Annotated in this window: 16 protein-coding genes and 2 pseudogenes; 12 read left to right on the top strand and 6 right to left on the bottom strand. The window is 70.9% G+C overall.

Annotated elements, in window-relative coordinates; all coding sequences use genetic code 11:
- Positions 1 to 69: 69 nt before the first annotated feature.
- The 5 genes and pseudogenes from ABEA62_RS03610 to merA all read right to left on the bottom strand — a co-directional run.
- The gene (locus ABEA62_RS03610; RefSeq protein WP_147794725.1) at positions 70 to 888 is read right to left on the bottom strand and encodes an AAA family ATPase; all 819 of its coding nucleotides are present in this window, start codon (positions 886 to 888) and stop codon (positions 70 to 72) included.
- Entirely contained in the window at positions 885 to 2288 is a 1404-nt protein-coding gene (locus ABEA62_RS03605) for a Mu transposase C-terminal domain-containing protein (protein WP_286214744.1), read from the bottom strand. Before ABEA62_RS03605 ends, ABEA62_RS03610 begins: the two co-directional genes overlap by 4 nt.
- A gap of 7 nt (positions 2289 to 2295) precedes the next feature.
- Entirely contained in the window at positions 2296 to 2895 is a 600-nt protein-coding gene (locus tag ABEA62_RS03600) for a recombinase family protein (RefSeq protein WP_147794727.1), read from the bottom strand.
- Between the two features lie 420 nt (positions 2896 to 3315).
- Complete coding sequence (locus ABEA62_RS03595) at positions 3316 to 4713, bottom strand: IS30 family transposase (RefSeq protein WP_286216765.1); 1398 nt, start codon at positions 4711 to 4713, stop codon at positions 3316 to 3318.
- Positions 4714 to 4764: 51 nt separating this feature from the next.
- Positions 4765 to 6112: pseudogene (merA, locus tag ABEA62_RS03590) on the bottom strand (mercury(II) reductase); the annotation flags it as partial.
- Between the two features lie 98 nt (positions 6113 to 6210).
- Between merA and ABEA62_RS03585 the strand changes: the two are divergent.
- A complete protein-coding gene (locus tag ABEA62_RS03585; RefSeq protein WP_019285885.1) occupies positions 6211 to 6600 on the top strand; it encodes a heavy metal-responsive transcriptional regulator in 390 nt (129 codons plus the stop codon).
- Positions 6601 to 6714: 114 nt separating this feature from the next.
- Here the strand turns inward: ABEA62_RS03585 and ABEA62_RS03580 are convergent, their stop codons facing one another.
- On the bottom strand, positions 6715 to 7308 hold the full coding sequence (locus ABEA62_RS03580; RefSeq protein ID WP_286214748.1) for a cadmium resistance transporter: 594 nt from the start codon (positions 7306 to 7308) through the stop codon (positions 6715 to 6717).
- 146 nt (positions 7309 to 7454) lie between these two features.
- Here ABEA62_RS03580 and ABEA62_RS03575 point away from each other — a divergent pair, with 146 nt between their 5' ends.
- The 11 genes and pseudogenes from ABEA62_RS03575 (at position 7455) to ccsB (ending at position 16269) form a co-directional block, all read left to right on the top strand.
- The gene (locus ABEA62_RS03575; protein WP_286214749.1) at positions 7455 to 7838 is read left to right on the top strand and encodes an ArsR/SmtB family transcription factor; all 384 of its coding nucleotides are present in this window, start codon (positions 7455 to 7457) and stop codon (positions 7836 to 7838) included.
- Complete coding sequence (locus tag ABEA62_RS03570; protein WP_345378622.1) at positions 7835 to 9799, top strand: heavy metal translocating P-type ATPase; 1965 nt, start codon at positions 7835 to 7837, stop codon at positions 9797 to 9799. Before ABEA62_RS03575 ends, ABEA62_RS03570 begins: the two co-directional genes overlap by 4 nt.
- Before the next feature lie 32 nt (positions 9800 to 9831).
- Positions 9832 to 10326 (top strand): signal peptidase II, encoded by a 495-nt coding sequence (locus tag ABEA62_RS03565; RefSeq protein WP_286214751.1) that lies wholly within the window; start codon positions 9832 to 9834, stop codon positions 10324 to 10326.
- Between the two features lie 87 nt (positions 10327 to 10413).
- Complete coding sequence (locus ABEA62_RS03560; RefSeq protein ID WP_286214753.1) at positions 10414 to 10809, top strand: ArsR/SmtB family transcription factor; 396 nt, start codon at positions 10414 to 10416, stop codon at positions 10807 to 10809.
- A gap of 79 nt (positions 10810 to 10888) precedes the next feature.
- Positions 10889 to 11194 carry a TlpA disulfide reductase family protein gene (locus ABEA62_RS03555; protein WP_286214755.1) on the top strand — a complete coding sequence of 102 codons (306 nt, stop codon included), beginning with the start codon at positions 10889 to 10891 and terminating at the stop codon, positions 11192 to 11194.
- Positions 11195 to 11206: 12 nt separating this feature from the next.
- A complete protein-coding gene (locus tag ABEA62_RS03550) occupies positions 11207 to 11476 on the top strand; it encodes a TlpA family protein disulfide reductase (RefSeq protein WP_286214756.1) in 270 nt (89 codons plus the stop codon).
- Between the two features lie 2 nt (positions 11477 to 11478).
- The gene (locus ABEA62_RS03545; RefSeq protein WP_084074658.1) at positions 11479 to 12219 is read left to right on the top strand and encodes a cytochrome c biogenesis CcdA family protein; all 741 of its coding nucleotides are present in this window, start codon (positions 11479 to 11481) and stop codon (positions 12217 to 12219) included.
- A 30-nt stretch (positions 12220 to 12249) separates the two neighbouring features.
- Complete coding sequence (locus tag ABEA62_RS03540; RefSeq protein ID WP_084074655.1) at positions 12250 to 12888, top strand: thioredoxin-like domain-containing protein; 639 nt, start codon at positions 12250 to 12252, stop codon at positions 12886 to 12888.
- Positions 12888 to 13574: a DUF305 domain-containing protein gene (locus ABEA62_RS03535; protein ID WP_084074653.1), complete on the top strand. Its 687-nt coding sequence runs from the start codon at positions 12888 to 12890 to the stop codon at positions 13572 to 13574. Before ABEA62_RS03540 ends, ABEA62_RS03535 begins: the two co-directional genes overlap by 1 nt.
- A gap of 125 nt (positions 13575 to 13699) precedes the next feature.
- Positions 13700 to 15280, top strand: a pseudogene (gene resB, locus ABEA62_RS03530) (cytochrome c biogenesis protein ResB).
- 2 nt (positions 15281 to 15282) lie between these two features.
- Positions 15283 to 16269, top strand: a complete 987-nt coding sequence (gene ccsB, locus ABEA62_RS03525; protein ID WP_286214764.1) for a c-type cytochrome biogenesis protein CcsB — start codon at positions 15283 to 15285, stop codon at positions 16267 to 16269.
- Positions 16270 to 16416: the final 147 nt, after the last annotated feature.

Here is a 16416-nt window from a genome sequence, read left to right as displayed (position 1 = left end):
GCGACGGGTCGCGGGGGCTGTGACTTTCTCCGGTGAGTGGCGGCGGTCTTCAGCCGCTCAGGGGCACGGTTAGTTGACTCCGATGACGAGGGTGCTGGCGGCGGCTTCGACGACGTCGTTGGTGATGGTCTGCAGCTCGTTGATCTTCAGGACGCGTTCGATCTGGGGGAAGAGTCGCTCCAGGAGGCGGAAGTTGCCGCGGGTGATGCGGCTGATCGCGGCGATGGTCTGGGCGTCGGTGAAGTCGTCGGGGTTGAGGGTCTTGCCCAGGGAGCGCCAGTGGCGTTGGAGGACGAAGAGCATCTCGTCGGTGCTCAGGGGCCGGTACTGGTGGGCGAAGCCGACGCGGCTGTAGAACTGGGGGTAGTGGCTGAACTGCTTCTCCAGCCCGGGCATGCCGATGAGGATCAGGGCGATCTGGTCGCGGTCGTAGCGGTCCCGTAGGAGCTCGAGCGCGGTGGGGCTCAGGCGTTCGGACTCGTCGACGATGACGAGCTGGACGTAGTTGGTGGTGCGCCGGGTGCCCCACCGGTCCAAGGGGATGCGGTCGGGGGCTTCGACGTGCTGCTGGATGCAGATGCTGGTGCGCGTGATGATCCGGTCCAGGTCCTCGCGCAGCAGCCGCGGGGTGGTCAGGACCCCGGGGGTGTACAGGGCGGTGCGGTTCTTGGCCAGCGCGGCGTAGATCTTGGCGTCGTCATCGCAGCGCGGGCCCCAGTCGGTGAGCAGCTCGTGGGCTTGGTCCCAGTGGGCGTAGCGGCGCGCGGAGACGGTCTTGCCGACCCCGGCCGGCCCGAAGCACAGCCCGATGGTGCGCCCGCGCCGGACGGAGTCGGCGAACTCGGTGAAGCGGCGGTGCTCCTTGGTGACGATGAAGCGTTCGCTCACCTGAGGTCCTCCTTGTAGACCTTGAGCCGCGCCACGGTCGGCACGCGCGGCGGCACGGGCCTGGCAGGGGCGTCGGGGGTGTGGGCGGCGACGACGGCGATCCGCTCGTTGATGCCTCGGCGCAGGGCGCGGCGACGGGCGTTGCGGGCGGCCTGGACGTCCTTGAGGCTGATCTGCTTGGCGTGGTGTTCCTGATCGACGGCGGTGCACAGGAACTGGTCGTGGTCGAAGACGCGGATCTCGGTGATGTCTCTGGGGTCGTAGCGGATGACCACGGGGCGGCCGACGAAGCCGGCGAGGGTCGGTGAGACGTAGCGCATGCCTTGGAAGTGGATGCCGTCGCGGCGCACCGTCCTGGATCGGGCCACGGTCAGCAGCAGCCCGTCCAGCGCCTGGAGGCTGTCGGGAAGGCGTGGCAGCCAGCCGTCGGCGATCCACGCCGACCGCGGCGAGACGCCGAGCTCGCCGTGGGCGCGGTCGTTGTAGTCCAGGACGAACGCCCCGACGGCGGCGTCGAGGTCAGCCAAGGACAGGGCTGGCGCGGGCCAGCGCTCCGCGCCGCTGTGGAGGTGTCCGGGCAGGGTGGTGAGCAGCTCGGTGTTGACCGTGCCGAAGAAGCGCTTGACCTTGCCTCGCCCTTGGGGTCGCGCGACGGCGGAGTGGATCAGGCGGATGTGCAGGTCGACGGCGGTGCGGGCCAGGTGGTCGCTGGTGAAGTCCGACCCGTGGTCGACGTACAACAGGTCGGGGATGCCGCACATCGGCCACCGGGGGTCGGCCTTGGGCCAGATCGCCTGCCGTAGCGCCAGGGCGGTGTGCATCGTTGACGGCGCACCGAAGAAGACCGTGTAGCCGCAGATCGCGCGGGAGCAGTCGTCCATCACGACGGTCAGCCACGGCCGGGCCGGCTTGCCGTCCGTGCCGACGAGCACGATGTCCAGCAAGGTGTGGTCGGCCTGCCACATCGCGTTGGGGCGGTCGGCCGTCCGCCGCAACGCGAGCTCGTACTTGTCCCGGTAGGAGCCTGCTCCCTCGAGGGCGAGGGTGACCATGCCGGGGTCCAGGGCGGTGATGATCGACCGGACGACGCCGTAGGACGGGACCGGCCACGCGGTGCCGGCGCAGACCTTCACCACCGTCCGGTGGATCGCGGCGATCGGTGGGCGGGGCCGGGTCAGCCCGAGCCCTTCGATTAGCGCGATGAGGTCCGCCGGCAGGTGATGCCCGCCCGCGTCCGCCCGCGGCACTCGGCCCAGGGCCGACAGGCCGCCGGCGCGGTAGCGGGCATGCCAGCGTTCCAGCGTGCGCACTCCCAGGCCGTGGTGACGGGCCAGCGCGGCGAGCGGGACCTGGTCCTCGACATGCAGCCGCAGGATCCGCCACCGCCCGTCCGCGTCCACGGCCGGCCTACACGGCGCTCGTGGCTCGTCGTGACGGGGCCGCTGCGGCGGGCGCGCGGTTCAGGGCCCGGTAGATGGTGGTGCGGGAGACGCCGAGCACCTGCCCGATCTGGGCGACGGTCATGTCCTTCTGCTCATACATCCGTCGGGCCGCCCGGACCTGGTCCGCGGACAACGCCGACGGCCGCCCACCGCTGCGGCCCCGAGCACGAGCGGCCGCCAGGCCGGCGTTGGTGCGCTCTCGGATCAGGTCGCGCTCGAACTCGGCCAGTGCCGCGAAGACGTGAAACACCAACCGTCCGCCTGGGGAGGTGGTGTCGATGGTCTCCTGCAACGACCGGAACCCCACGCCGCGGTCGGCCAGGACCTGCAGCTGGTCGATCAGGTGGCGGATCGACCGGCCGAGCCGGTCCAGCCGCCACACCACCAGGGTGTCCCCCGGGCGCAGCTGGTCCAGCAGCTTGTCCAGCTCCGGCCGGTGCTGCAGCGACCCGGAGCCGGTGTCGACGAACACCCGGTAGCACCCGGCCTTGGTCAGCGCATCGACCTGCAGCGACGCGTCCTGATCGGTTGTCGACACGCGCGCGTACCCCAGGAGATGCCCCACGCGTCGACCGTAGCGAAACCCGTCCGACACGGGAAGTATCGCGCCGTAGTTTTCGGCACGCAGTTCCGCTACATCAGGCGCCTCGTCGACGACGCGCGCCGCCCGGCCCTCCGGCGCGTGTAGCGGAATCGTTCGTTTCCGGCGGTGGCGTGAGACGGTCGGCGCCAGCGCCTGGTTCGGCTCAGCGCGGAGCGGCGGGCGGCCCAGAGCGCCCAGCCGCCGCCAGGTGTAGAGCCGGGTGTGTGGCTGAGCTCGGCGGCATGGGGCCGAAGCTGGCCACAGCATCCGGGTCGCGGGCGACAGTGCCGGGTTTGGTGCGGTCAGCACATAGCGCGGCCGGAATGACAGCGGTGGCGTCGAGGGCGCTGGACCGGTCAGGCGCAGCAGGACGTCGGCAAATGGTTGCGGAACAGACCAGGTTCAACCGGTCGATGCAACACCGCCTTGTTGAAGCAACAGTAGCTGCTCGTTGAAGGCTTCGGCCGGGGTCTTCCAGCCGAGGGTCTTGCGGGGTCGGGTGTTGATGGCGTGAGCGACGGCGGCGAGTTCCTCGGCGGACCAGCGCGACAGGTCCGTGCCTTTGGGAAAGTACTGGCGTAGCAGCCCGTTGGTGTTCTCATTCGTGCCGCGCTGCCACGGTGACTGCGGGTCCGCGAAAAACACCGGGATGCCGGTCGCGACCTTGAACTGCGCGTGTGCGGACATCTCCTTGCCGCGATCCCAGGTCAGCGACCGGGCCAGCTCCGTCGGCAGGGTCGACATCGTGTTCGTCAGCGCCTTCGCCATCGTGATCGCGCCATAGCCGGCCAGCGCCGGGCCGTTCTTCGGGGTGGCCTTGTGCCGGTAGCCCTCCTCGCGAGGAAGGTGTACGAGCATCGTGACGCGTGTCTTGCGCTCTACGACGGTGCCTATCGCGGAACGCTCCAGCCCAATGAGAAGATCTCCTTCCCAGTGGCCGGGAACTGCGCGGTCGTCAGCCTCGGCGGGTCGTTCACTGATCAGCGTCTCGGGTGTGACGTGGGCCCACGTCTTGCGCCTTGAGCGCTCACGTGGCATTCGCAGCGCGCGCCCCGTGCGCAGGCACCACACCAGCTCACGCTTCAGCGCACCGCGGCCCTCGATGTAGAGCGACTGGTAGATCGCTTCGTGGCTGATGCGCATGGAGACATCATCGGGGAAGTCGACCTTGAGGCGGTGCGAGATCTGCTCGGGGCTCCACGCCCTGGTCCAGGCGCGGTCCTTGCGGTGGGGCTTGCCCAAGCCGGTGAAGCGAGGCGGTGGCGGACCTGGCACGATCGTTCCGTCCGGCAGACAGATCTGGCCATTCAAACGCTCCTCGACGTAGGCGCGAAGGCGCGGGTTCGCGACGAGCTTCGCTACCTTGGGTCGCTTGGCCGCCATGTCGGCCTTCCACTGCGCGACCGACGCCCGATAGCCACTCGAGTCCGAGCGCGTGGCGGCGTTGCGGCGCAGCTCACGCGAGATCGTCCCCGGGTCACGTCCGATGGTGCGAGCGATCTCGCGAACGCCCTTGCCCTGGACATGCAGCAACGCAATCTCCTCACGTTCAGGAAACGACAGATACCTGCCCGAAGGCTTCCACGCGATGTCGAATGGCGGCATACCGCCAGCGTGGCGGAACCACCGCTGCGCGACCGCGGGCGCCACGCCGACAACCGCAGCAGCCTCGATCGGCATCAGCCCCTTGGCGATCTCGACCCAAAACGCAGCCTCGACGTGGCGTTGGAACTTCGGATGACCAGGAGACCTCAACTTGGGCCTGATCGCTCGATCTGCATCCTGCTGACGACGCACCATCACACACCTCCCAATCAAGGTGTTGCGACGACCAGTTGAATCCGCCCAGCTTGCGGCGATCCGCAGGCTCTCGGCCATGGTCAGGTAGGGCGCCCAGGTGTCTGCGAGGTCGTCGACCGTCATGCCGGTTCTGATGGCGTAGGTCGCGGCGAGCATGATCTCGCCGGCACCGTCGGCGAGGGCGTGCACCCCCCAGGACGTTGCCTGTTGTGGCGTCGGCGACGATCTTCACGGCCCCTCGGGTGTCGCGGTTGACCATGGCACGCGGGACCTCTGAGAGGTTCAGTACTCGGGACCTGCAGTCGTGGCCGCGCTCGAGGGTCTCCTTCTCGCTCAGCCCGGCCGAGGCGAGCTGGGGGTTGGTGAAGACCACGGTGGGCAGGCCGGTGTAGTCGACCCGCGCCCCAGGACCGTCCGGGCCGGTCAGTGCGTTGGTGGCGGCGGCGCGGCCTGCGGCGGCGGCGACGTAGACGTACTGCGGGGCACCGGACACGTCGCCTGCGGCGTAGACGCGCGGGTTGGTCGTGCGCTGGAACTCATCCGTGACGACGAAACCCCGCTCGTCGACGTCGACGCCGGCTGCGGCGAGCCCCAGCCCGTCGGTGCGGGCCGTGCGACCGGTGGCGATCAGCAGCCGTTCTGCGCGGACGGCAGCACCCGAGGCGGCCCGTACGACGACCTCGCCTCCGTCGACCGAGACGGCGACGGCGTGCTCCTCGAGGACACCGATGCCGTCCTCGGCAAAGACCGCACGCAGGGGTTCGGCCAGCTCCGGCTCGGCCCGGGGGGCCACGCGCCCGACCAGGGACACCCTCGCACCGAGACGGGCCAAGAGCTGCGCCTGCTCGAGCCCGACGTAGCCGCCACCGATCACCACCAGGGACCTCGGCACCTGCTCGAGTTCCATGGCCGTCGTCGACGTCAACCAGTCCACGCTGTCCAGACCCGCCAGCTCGGGCACCGCCGGCGCGGCCCCGGTGGCCACCACGTACGCCTGGGCGCGCAGCGGCTTGCCGTCGACCGCGAGCGTGTCGCGATCGAGGAACCTGGCGTGCCCAGGCACGACCTCGAACCCATGGGCGGCGGCGACGTGGGCGTACTTCGTACTGCGCATGCGCTCGACGAGCTCGTCCTTCTGGTGAACCAGCGCTCGTAGGTCTACGCCACCTGCGGACGTGGGAGCGCCGTCGAAGGGATTGGTCAGGGCGGAGTGTCGGGCGCCGGCGGCCGCCAGGAGCGTCTTGGACGGCACGCAGCCGATGTTCACGCAGGTCCCACCGAGAACGCCGCGCTCGATCAGGACCACGGTGTGCCCAGCCTGCCGAGCGGTGATCGCAGCCGCCATCGCCGCACCACCGGAGCCGACCACCGCCAGGTCCACGTCATAGCCCGCGCTCATACCAGATCCCTTCGTCGTCGGTCCCGGTCCAGGCGCCAGCCTGGACCTTCTAGCGCACTGGAAGGTCAAGGCCGGTAGGCTCGGCAGCTGGAGGCGATGTGCGTATCGGAGAGCTGGCCCAGGCGAGCGGCACCACGACCAAGACGCTGCGCTACTACGAACAGGCAGGGCTCCTCCCGGCGCCCGAGCGCACCACCACCGGCTACCGCGACTACGAGCCCGCGACCCTCCAGCGACTGAACTTCATCCGCCGTGGTCAGGCCGCCGGCCTGACCCTGGCGCAGATCCGAGAGGTGCTGCACGTACGAGACGCCGGTGCGGCGCCCTGCCACCACGTCCGCCAGCTGCTCGACAGCCGCGTCCACCAGCTCGACCGCCAGATCGCGGACCTTCAGGCGCTGCGCGAGAACGTCACCGAGCTGCGAGACGCCGCCGCCGCACCTGACCCGGGGGCCTGCGACCCGACCGACGTCTGTCGGTACCTCTGAGCCGCGACCGCCGTCCGCGCATCGGCAGCAGGCCAGGGGGCGGCCGAGAACCGTGACCGGCAATCGCCCGCCGACGATGACCTTCTCCGCCGCCACCGGCAACGGCCAACGGCTCTACAGCCCGAAGGCGCCGCCCTCGAGGAGGATGACGATGCCCAGTCCGATCAGGACGAGGGGGAACAGGACGTGTTCCCAGCGTTCGAGGACTTCGGCGATGGGTCGTCGGGTGGCGACGTACCTGGCGGCCAGGACGAGCACGGCGACCAGGGCGAGGAACACGACGGCGTACGCGGCGGTCGCGGCGGGGCCGACGGTGAGGAAGACCGGGACGTAGACGCCGATGTTGTCGCCGCCGTTGGCGAAGGTGACCGCTGCGACGGTCCAGACGGCGACGGCCTTGCCCGGGTCGTCATCGTCGGCGTCGCGGCCACGCCAGGCCCGCCAGGCGGCGTAGAGGCCCAGGAGCAGGGGTATGAGTCCGAAGTAGGCGATGGCGTCTTCAGGCAGGAAGGCGTTGGCGCCGAGTGCGACCAGGACGGAGGCGATGAGGATGGCGCCGAAGCCGAGGTACTGCCCGGCGATGATCTTGGCGGTGGTGCCTGGGGCGCCGGTGCCGCGGGCGAAGAACAGTGAGAGCACGATGATGTCGTCGATGTTGGTCACCAGGAACAGACCGACGGCCTGCAGGGCGGCTACGGCCAGTTCCATCGAGGGGCCTTTCGGTTGGTTGCGGTGCGAGGCCCGCGCGCTACTCGCGGCTGTGGCCGGGGCGGCCGATAGATCGGACACAGCAGCCTCCGGAGCCCGGCCGGGTCGAATCCACACCCGATAGGCGCTAGCATCGACCCAGGCCGATGATCACCGCAAGTCCTGATGTAAGTGGCCGGGCCGAGCTCGCGCCCGCAGGGGCGTTGTTCCGAGGCCTGGGCGACCCGACGCGCCTGGCGCTGGTGCGCCGCCTGGCGAGGGGCGAGGCGCGGGTCGTGGACCTGTGCACCGAGCTGGGCCTGAGCCAGTCCACCGTGTCCTCACACCTGGCCTGCCTGCGGGACTGCGGGTTGGTCGACTACCGCGCGCAGGGACGCGCGTCGGTCTACCACCTGACCCGCCCTGAACTGCTGGACCTGCTGGCTGTGGCCGAGGGCCTGCTGGCCGCGACCGGCAACGCTGTGGCCTTGTGCCCCACCTACGCAAGTCCCACCACCTCTGACCCGATCGCCAAGGAGAGTGCACGATGAGCGACGCCTGCGGCTGCAGCGACGACGAGACCACCCCCGGCGGCGAGGAAGCCGAGGAGCACGAGGCCGAGCGGCTGTGGGAGGTCAGCGAGCTCCGCTTCGCCGCCGTCGCCGGCGTGCTGCTCCTGGCGGGCCTGGTCGCAGGGTCCAGGGATCAGTCCGCCGTTGCGACGGTGCTGAACTGGGTGGCGCTGCTGGTCGGTGCGTGGACGTTCGTCCCCAGCACGATCCGGCGACTGGTCAAGGGCAAGATCGGCGTCGGGACCCTGATGACGATCGCCGCGATCGGCGCGGTGCTGCTCGGTGAGGTCGCCGAGGCGGCCGCGCTGGCGTTCTTGTTCTCCATCAGCGAGGGCCTGGAGGAGTACTCCCTGGCCCGCACCCGCCGCGGCCTGAGGGCGCTGCTGAACCTCGTGCCCGCTACCGCGACGGTGCTGCGCGACGGTGCAGAGACCACGGTAGCTCCCGGTGAGCTGGGCATCGGGGACCTGATGGTGGTCAGGCCCGGGGAGCGGGTCGCCACCGACGGGATCATCCGCACCGGTCGCACCGCCCTGGACGTCTCAGCCATCACCGGTGAGTCGGTGCCCGTGGAGGCCGGACCCGGACAAGACGTCTACGCGGGGTCGATCAACGGATCCGGCGTCCTCGAGGTGGAGGTGACCACCACCGCGCAGGACAACTCCCTGGCGCGGATCGTGCGGATCGTCGAGGCCGAGCAGTCCCGCAAGGGCGAAGCCCAACGCCTGGCGGACCGCATCGCCAAGCCGCTAGTGCCCGGTGTGATGATCGCCGCCGCGCTCATCGCCGTCGTCGGCAGCCTGCTGGGCGACCCGGGCACGTGGATCGAGCGGGCCCTGGTCGTGCTCGTCGCAGCGTCACCGTGCGCCCTGGCGATCTCCGTGCCGGTCTCCGTGGTCGCCGCCGTCGGGGCCGCCTCCAAGCAGGGTGTGCTCATCAAGGGCGGCGCGGCCGTGGAGGCCCTCGGTGCCATCCGCGGGGTCGCCCTGGACAAGACCGGGACGCTGACCCGCAACGCCCCTACCGTCGTGGCCGTCGTCGCCGCGCCCGGCCGCACCCAGGAGCGCGTCCTGCAGGTCGCGGCCGCCCTCGAAGCACGCAGCGAGCACCCCCTGGCACGGGCCATCCTGGCCGCCGTAACCCCGGCCACCCCCGCCACCGACGTCGAGGCAGTCCCCGGTGCGGGCCTGACCGGGACGTTCGAGGGTCGGCCTGCCCGGCTCGGGCGACCCGGATGGGTCCACGCCGGATCACTGGCCGCTGAGGTGGAGCGGATGCAGCAGGCGGGGGCGACCGCCGTCCTGATCGAGGAGAACGGCTCGCTGCTCGGCGCGGTCGCCGTGCGCGACGAGCTGCGGCCCGAGGCCGCGCAGGTCGTGGCCCAGCTGCGCCGCGATGGCTACCACGTCACCATGCTCACCGGCGACAACACGCTGACCGCGACCGCCCTGGCCCGCGAGGTCGGCATCGACGAGGTCCACGCGGACCTGCGCCCGGAGGACAAGGCCGCACTGGTCGCCCAGCTGCGCACCCAGCGCCGCACCGCGATGGTCGGTGACGGCGTCAACGACGCCCCCGCGCTGGCGACCGCCGACCTCGGCATCGCGATGGGAGCGATGGGCACCGACGTGGCGATCGAGACCGCCGACGTCGCGCTCATGGGTGAGGACCTGCGTCACCTGCCCCAGGCGTTCGCCCACGCCCGCAGGGCCAGGCGCATCATGCTGCAGAACGTCGGGCTGTCCCTGGCGATCATCATCGTGCTCATGCCCCTGGCCCTGACCGGTGTCCTGGGCCTGGCCGCCGTGGTCCTCGTGCACGAGGTGGCCGAGGTCGTAGTGATCGCTAACGGCGTCCGCGCCGGCCGCACTCGCCCACTGCCGCAGGCCATCACGGGGACTGCTGCGGCCGTCGAGCGTCCGGCGCTGGCTACGCGGTGACCGCTGGCACCGCAAGGGAGGAGAAACGGGGCTTGGCCAGCCCGACGCGGCGGCGCCTGGCGGCAGGGCTGGGCGCTGCTGCGTTGGCCGCTGTCGACCTGGGCGTCAAGGCCTGGGCAGTGGGTTCGCTGCAGGAGCGGGTCATCCCTTTGGGTCCGGTCGAGCTGAGGTTGGCCTACAACGCGGGGGTGGCATTCTCCGTCGGGGCTGGCGTCCCGACCTGGCTCGTGCTCACTATCACCGCGCTCGTCACCGCTGCGGTCGGTGTGGTCGCCTGGCGGACCGGCGCCGCTCTTTCGCGCGGGCGGTTGCCTGCCCTCGCCCTGGTCCTGGGTGGGGCGATCGCGAACGTCGTGGACCGGGCTGGGGACGGGGTGGTCACCGACTACCTGCACAGCAGGTGGTTCCCGACCTTCAACATCGCCGACACCGCGATCGTCACCGGCGTCGCTTTGCTGGTGCTGGTCACCCTGCGCCACCCGACACCCGCAACACCGAGCGGGGACGGCACGAGCGGGATCGGGTGAGTGGCACTCGCGCGGGCCTCGCGTCGGTAGTGGCCACCAGCACGATCGGCGGCCGGTGCTCACATCAACGTTCGTTACGATGACCGTATGACGGCTGAGGGGTGCGACCTGCTGTGCCTGGACGTGTCGCGCGCCGAGGCGGTCCGTGCAGCACTGCCGAAGGCGCACCGCTCCCAGGCGATGGCCGTTACCGCCAAGGCACTGGCGGACCCGGTGCGCCTTCGCACGGCAACGGCCCTGGCCCTCGGGGCCGAGCTGTGCGTCTGCGATCTGGCGTGGGTCGTCGGCGCCGCGCCGAACCTGGTCTCGCACCACCTGCGCGTTCTGCGCCGCGCCGGCCTGGTGACCTCCCGCCGGCACGGCAAGCTGGTCATGTGCCGGCTGACCTCCCAGGGCGCGGCGCTACTGGACGCCCTGGGCGTCGCCGCACCGGGTGAGAGTCTGTGGGCGGAGCCGTCCGAGCTGATCACCGCTCGTGGATGAGCCGACCGCGGCCGGCGGACCTCCGGTCCAGGGATCGCCCGCACGGGCACGGCCGCGCCGGCCACTGACCGGCCCGCGGGTGATCCTCCTGGTCCTGGTCCTCGTCACTGCAGGCGTGGTGGCGGTCCAGCTCACCGGCTTCCTGTCGGCGGGCCAAGGCGCGGCGCTCGAGGGGTCCTCGGCGGCGGCGGGCAGCACGACGGTGACGGAGTACGCACCTGAGGACCGGGCTGGACCGGTGGCACTGTCGGGAACCGGGCTGACTGGTGAGGCGATCGACATCGCCGCATGGCGCGGCGACGTCGTGGTGATCAACGTGTGGGGTTCGTGGTGTGCGCCGTGCCGGGAGGAGGCGCCGATCCTTGCCGCCACGTCGGCTGCATAGGCGAACCAGGGAGTGCGGTTCGTCGGGGTCAACGTGCGCGACAATCCGGCCGCGGCGATCGCGTTCGAGGACAGCTACGGGATCACCTACCCGAGCATCGACGACAGGAAAGGCAAGACCCTGCTGAGCCTGGCCGATCACCTCCCCGGAGCCGGGGTCCCGGTGACCCTGCTCCTGGACCGTGACGGGAGGCCGGCGGCGCGCGTCCTCGGCGCGGTGCAGGAGTCGACCCTGACCGCCCTGCTGGACACGGTCCTGGCCGAGCCCGCCACGTCGTCGTGAGCATGCTCCAAGACCTGGTCGCGACCGGCCCGATGCTGGCCGCCGTGGCCGTCGCAGCCCTGGCGGGGCTGATCTCCTTCGTGTCCCCGTGCGTGCTGCCCGTGGTGCCCGGGTACGTGTCCTACGTCGCTGGCGGCCCCTTGCTCGATGAGGGTGTCGCGACGCGGCGACGTCCGGTGGTGGTGGGTACTGCCTTGTTCATCCTGGGGTTCGCCTCGGTCTTCGTCGCCTACGGCGCCCTCTTCGGCGGTCTTGGCGCGACGCTGCAGTCCTCGCAAGCGGTGCTCACCCGTGTCCTGGGCGTCGTGGTCGTGGTGATGGGTCTGGTCTTCGCCGGCTGGCTGCCCCGGTCCCAGCGCCAGCTGCTGCCGCGGCTGCGTCCCAAGTCGGGCCTGGTCGGCGCCCCGCTGATGGGGGTCACCTTCGGACTGGGCTGGACACCGTGCCTGGGCCCGACCCTCGCCACGGTGCAGACCTTGGCGTTCACCGAGGCCAGCGCCGGGCGCGGGGCGACGCTGGCCGCGGTCTACGCCGCCGGGCTCGGTCTCCCGTTCATCGCGGTCGGTCTGGGCATGCGGCGGGCACTGACGGCGACCCAGTGGGCACGTCGGCACACCGTGGGGATCAAACGCGCTGGTGCGGTCATGCTCATCACCACCGGTCTGCTGCTGGCCACCGGGGTGTGGGACCACCTGATGCGAGGCCTGCAGTCCACGATCTCGGGCTACACTACCGTCCTTTGAACGACGTCGAAGAGCGAAAGGCCTCCACTGATGGCAACCCGTAAGCACGAAGCGGCCGAACGCGCTGCCCGGTTGGCCGAGATCCGCGAGCAGCAGCGGCGCGCCGAACGCCGCCGCACGGCGGTCATCACCGGCACGAGCGTGCTCGTGGCCGGGGTCCTCATCGGAGCGACGGCTGTCGTGCTCGTCGGCGAGCAGCGGCGCGCCGCCGAAGTCACTGAGGCAGCATCGGGCGACATCGAAGGGGTTGCGACCTTCAGTGACCTGTCGGCCAGCCATGTCCAGCAGCCGGTGCGGTACGAGCAGACGCCGCCCGTCGGTGGTGACCACGCGGGCGTGTGGGCCAACTGCGGGACGTACACCGAGCCGATCGCCAACGAGCTCGCGGTGCATTCCCTGGAGCACGGTGCCGTGTGGATCACCTATAGCTCGGACCTGCCGGCCGAGCAGGTGCAGCGGCTCGCCGAGCTGGCTGAGGGCAACGCGTACGTCCTGCTCAGCCCCTTCGATGGCATGCCCGAGGAGCCGGTGGTGGCCAGCGCCTGGGGGACCCAGCTGGCGCTGGAAACCGCGGATGACCCGCGCCTGGAGCAGTTCCTGGTCAAGTACCAGCAGGGTGAGCAGACACCGGAGCCGGGTGCGCCGTGCACGGGCGGGGTGGACGCGTGATGAGCGAGAGCGCTGGCGCACGCAGGCTCCCGACCGTTGCGGTGGTGATCCTGGTGGCCGCCGTGGTGGGCGTCGCCGGCCTGGTCGCCGGTTCGGCCCTCACCAGCGCAGGCGAGCGGGTCTCGCGGCCGGCCGAGGGGTCAGCCGAGGCTGGGTTCGCCCGCGACATGCAGGCGCACCACGCCCAGGCGGTGGAGATGTCCACGATGGTGCGCGACGGCACGGAGGATCCCGAGGTCCGGTCCCTGGCGCTGGACATCCTGCTGACCCAGCAGCAGCAGGCTGGGCAGATGTACGGCTGGCTGGAGCAGTGGGACCTTCCGCAGGCCAGCCTGGCCGCGCCGATGCAGTGGATGAGCGAACCCGGCTCCGGCATGGGGTCCATGGGCGACGGTGCTGACGCGACCGGGGGGCCGGGATCCGATGAGGTGATGCCCGGGATAGCGAGTGATGAGGACCTGGGCAGGCTCGCCGAGGCGGGAGGGCTCGATGCTGAGGTTCTGTACCTGCGGCTCATGGTGGCGCACCACGAAGGCGGCGTGGCCATGGCTCAGGCGGCCCTCGACCTGGTCGGGGACCAGGACGTGCGTCGTCTGGCCCAGGCGATCGTCAGCTCCCAGACCGCCGAGCTCGCGGTACTCAATGACATGCTCGACGCGCGGGAAGCCGGGTCTGCGGGCCGGTGACCGAATCAATCGGCGCCTGGCCCGGTAACGCCGTCGCCGAGGCCACGGCATCCCGGCCAGCCGAGGACACGCTCGAGGACACTGCGCTCAGCCACCGTCTCGAGGAGGCGGCTCGCCCTGGGGTGATGGCGGTGCCACCGCGCCCGACGGGGCAGGGCCTGGTGGCATGGGCCAGGTGGGCGTGGCGGACGCTGACGTCCATGCGGACCGCAGTGCTGCTGTTGCTGGCGCTGGCCCTGGCTGCCGTGCCCGGGTCGTTGCTTCCCCAGCGCGGGGTCGCGTTCGACCCCGGCGCCGTGACCCGCTTCCTGGCTGACAACCCGGTGGTGGGCCCGTGGTTGGACCGGCTTGGGTTCTTTGAGGTGTACTCCTCGCCCTGGTTCGCCGCGATCTATCTGCTGCTCATGGTCTCCATGACTGGATGCGTCCTGCCGCGCGCGGCGCGCCTGTAGCAGTCGGCGCGCGCTGAACCCCCACGGGCACCGACGAACCTCGCGCGCCTGGACGACCACCGTCGTGCGACCGTGGCCGCGGAGCCGGCGCAGATCCTGCAGGCAGCCGCCTCTCATCTGCGGGCCCGGAGGTTTCGCGTCGTCGTCGATGACGATTCCGTGCGGGCGGAGAAGGGGTACTTGCGCGAGGCCGGCAACCTGGTGTTCCACCTGTCACTTCTGGCCCTGCTCTTCGGCGTCGCGATCGGGTCGCTCTTCGGCTTCGAGGGGCGGGTGATCGTCGTGGAGGGTGCTTCCTTCACGAACACGCGGCTGCAGTACGACGAGTTCACTCCCGGGCCTTTGACTGACGCCGCGGGCCTGAGTCCGTTCTCGGTCACGCTGGACGACTTCACTGCCAGGTTCGAGACGGCCGGCCCCCAACGCGGCAGCGCCCGGGACTTCCAGGCCGACCTGACCGTGCTGCGCACCCCCGGCGGCCCTGCGGAGAAGGTCACCGTCGAGGTGAACCACCCGCTGCAGGTGGAGGGCACCAAGATGTTCCTCACCGGCCACGGCTACGCCCCGGTGGTCAGCGTCATCGATGGCCGGGGTCAGACGGTGTTCTCCGGGCCGGTGGTGTTCGTGCCCTTCGACGGCAACCTGTCCTCCGAGGGCGTGATCAAGGTCCCGGACGGGCAGCCGACGCAGCTGGGGTTCGAAGGGTTCTTCCTGCCCACCGCCTCCGTCGACCCCGCGGCCGGCCCTCGATCGCTCTACCCGGACCTGGTCGATCCCCAGCTGCTGCTGACCGCATACACCGGTGACCTCGGCCTGGGTGACGGCGCACCGCAGTCGGTCTTCCGCCTGGACAAGACCGATCTGAGCCAGGTCATGGTCGGGGACGAGCCGTTCGCGCGCGCTCTGCGACCTGGTGAGTCGATGACGTTGCCCGGCGGGCAGGGCACCTTGACGTTCGAGTCGGTCTCGCGGTTCGCGAACTTTCAGATCGCCCACGACCCCGGCAAGGAGCTCTCCTTGGTCGCCGCGGTCGCCCTCCTGCTGGGCCTGACGGTCTCACTGGCGGTCCGCCGACGCCGGGTCTGGGTCCGTGTCAGCGCAGCGTCCGCAGGCGGCGCCGCGACTGTCGAGGCAGCCAGCTACGCGCTGACCCGCCGTGAGCCGGTCCCTGGCGAGCTTTCGTCGCTGCTCGCCGCCCTGCCAGGCGCTGAACCGGGCGGCGCAGACGCTTCCCCGCACGACCGAGAGGACTGAACGTGCCCATCCCCAACCTCCTGGCCGAGCTGAGCGACCGGCTCATCTACAGCGCCATCGCGGTTTATGCGTTGGCGATGCTCGCCTACGCCTACCAGGCGGCCCGCCGGTCGCACCCGGTGCCTGAGGACGCGCCTCGCCTCGAGCCGGACGCCGCCGGCGCACATGCCGCCGTTCCCGACCCGCAGCCGCCGACCGCTGGGGGCCGGCCCGCGATCCGCGATGCAGCCGCGCGTCGCACGGAGCGGATCGCGGCGGCACTGACCACGCTCGCGTTCGTGTTGCACCTGGCCGGGGTCGTCGCCCGGGGTCTGGCCGTGGGCCGGGCGCCGTGGGGCAACATGTATGAGTTCACGACCGCCGCCACACTGGCCGCCACGGCCGCTTACCTGGTGTTCCTGCGCCGCGGCCAGCCGGTTCGGGACCTGGGTGTGTGGGTCCTTGCTCTGGTCACCTTGTGCCTGGGGTTGGCCGTGACGGTGCTCTACACCCCCGCGGGGGACCTGGTCCCGGTGCTGAACTCGTACTGGTTGGTCATCCATGTCGCGGCGGCGATCATCGCCGGTGGTGTCTTCACCGTCGGGGCAGCTGCTACCGGCCTGTACCTGACGCGCCGACGCGCCGACGCGCGCGACGCCGGCGGGCAGGCGACCCGCGGCTACGCCGGCCGGCCGCCGGCTGCCGCCACCCTGGAGCGCCTCGCCCACACCGCCCACCTGTTCGCCTTCCCGGTGTGGACGTTCGCCGTGCTGGCCGGCGCGATCTGGGCCGAGGACTCCTGGGGCCGGTACTGGGGCTGGGACCCCAAGGAGACCTGGGCCTTCATCACCTGGGTGCTGTACGCCGCCTACCTGCACGCACAGTCCACCGCCGGGTGGCGCGGCAGGAAGGCCGGGTGGCTGGCCCTGGCCGGATACGCCGCCTTCTGGTTCAACTTCGTCGGCGTCAACCTGTTCATCACGGGCCTGCATTCCTATGCCGGCGTCTGAGGACCGGCCGACGCCGATGTGCGCCCGGCAGGTGCGTGACGACCCATCGGGAGGCGCCGGGTGAGCACGGGGTCCGAACGGCCTTCCTTGTCGGACACGCGGCCCGGTCCAGCTCGTACGGCCGGCGGGGAGCTTCGTGTCCGCGCC

It is taken from the genome of Demequina sediminis (genome assembly GCF_039545075.1).
GTDB classification, from domain to species: domain Bacteria; phylum Actinomycetota; class Actinomycetes; order Actinomycetales; family Demequinaceae; genus Demequina; species Demequina sediminis.
Note: the sequence above shows the minus strand (reverse complement) of the source record. Positions and strands in the feature narration are given on the sequence as shown.

Excerpts from the sequence above, each read along its gene's own strand:
- ABEA62_RS03595 (WP_286216765.1), bottom strand. The coding sequence starts at position 4,713 with ATGGTGCGTCGTCAGCAGGATGCAGATCGAGCGATCAGGCCCAAGTTG.
- ABEA62_RS03580 (WP_286214748.1), bottom strand. The coding sequence starts at position 7,308 with ATGGAACTGGCCGTAGCCGCCCTGCAGGCCGTCGGTCTGTTCCTGGTG.
- ABEA62_RS03575 (WP_286214749.1), top strand. The coding sequence starts at position 7,455 with ATGATCACCGCAAGTCCTGATGTAAGTGGCCGGGCCGAGCTCGCGCCC.
- ABEA62_RS03570 (WP_345378622.1), top strand. The coding sequence starts at position 7,835 with ATGAGCGACGCCTGCGGCTGCAGCGACGACGAGACCACCCCCGGCGGC.
- ABEA62_RS03560 (WP_286214753.1), top strand. The coding sequence starts at position 10,414 with ATGACGGCTGAGGGGTGCGACCTGCTGTGCCTGGACGTGTCGCGCGCC.
- ABEA62_RS03545 (WP_084074658.1), top strand. The coding sequence starts at position 11,479 with ATGCTCCAAGACCTGGTCGCGACCGGCCCGATGCTGGCCGCCGTGGCC.
- ABEA62_RS03540 (WP_084074655.1), top strand. The coding sequence starts at position 12,250 with ATGGCAACCCGTAAGCACGAAGCGGCCGAACGCGCTGCCCGGTTGGCC.
- ABEA62_RS03535 (WP_084074653.1), top strand. The coding sequence starts at position 12,888 with ATGAGCGAGAGCGCTGGCGCACGCAGGCTCCCGACCGTTGCGGTGGTG.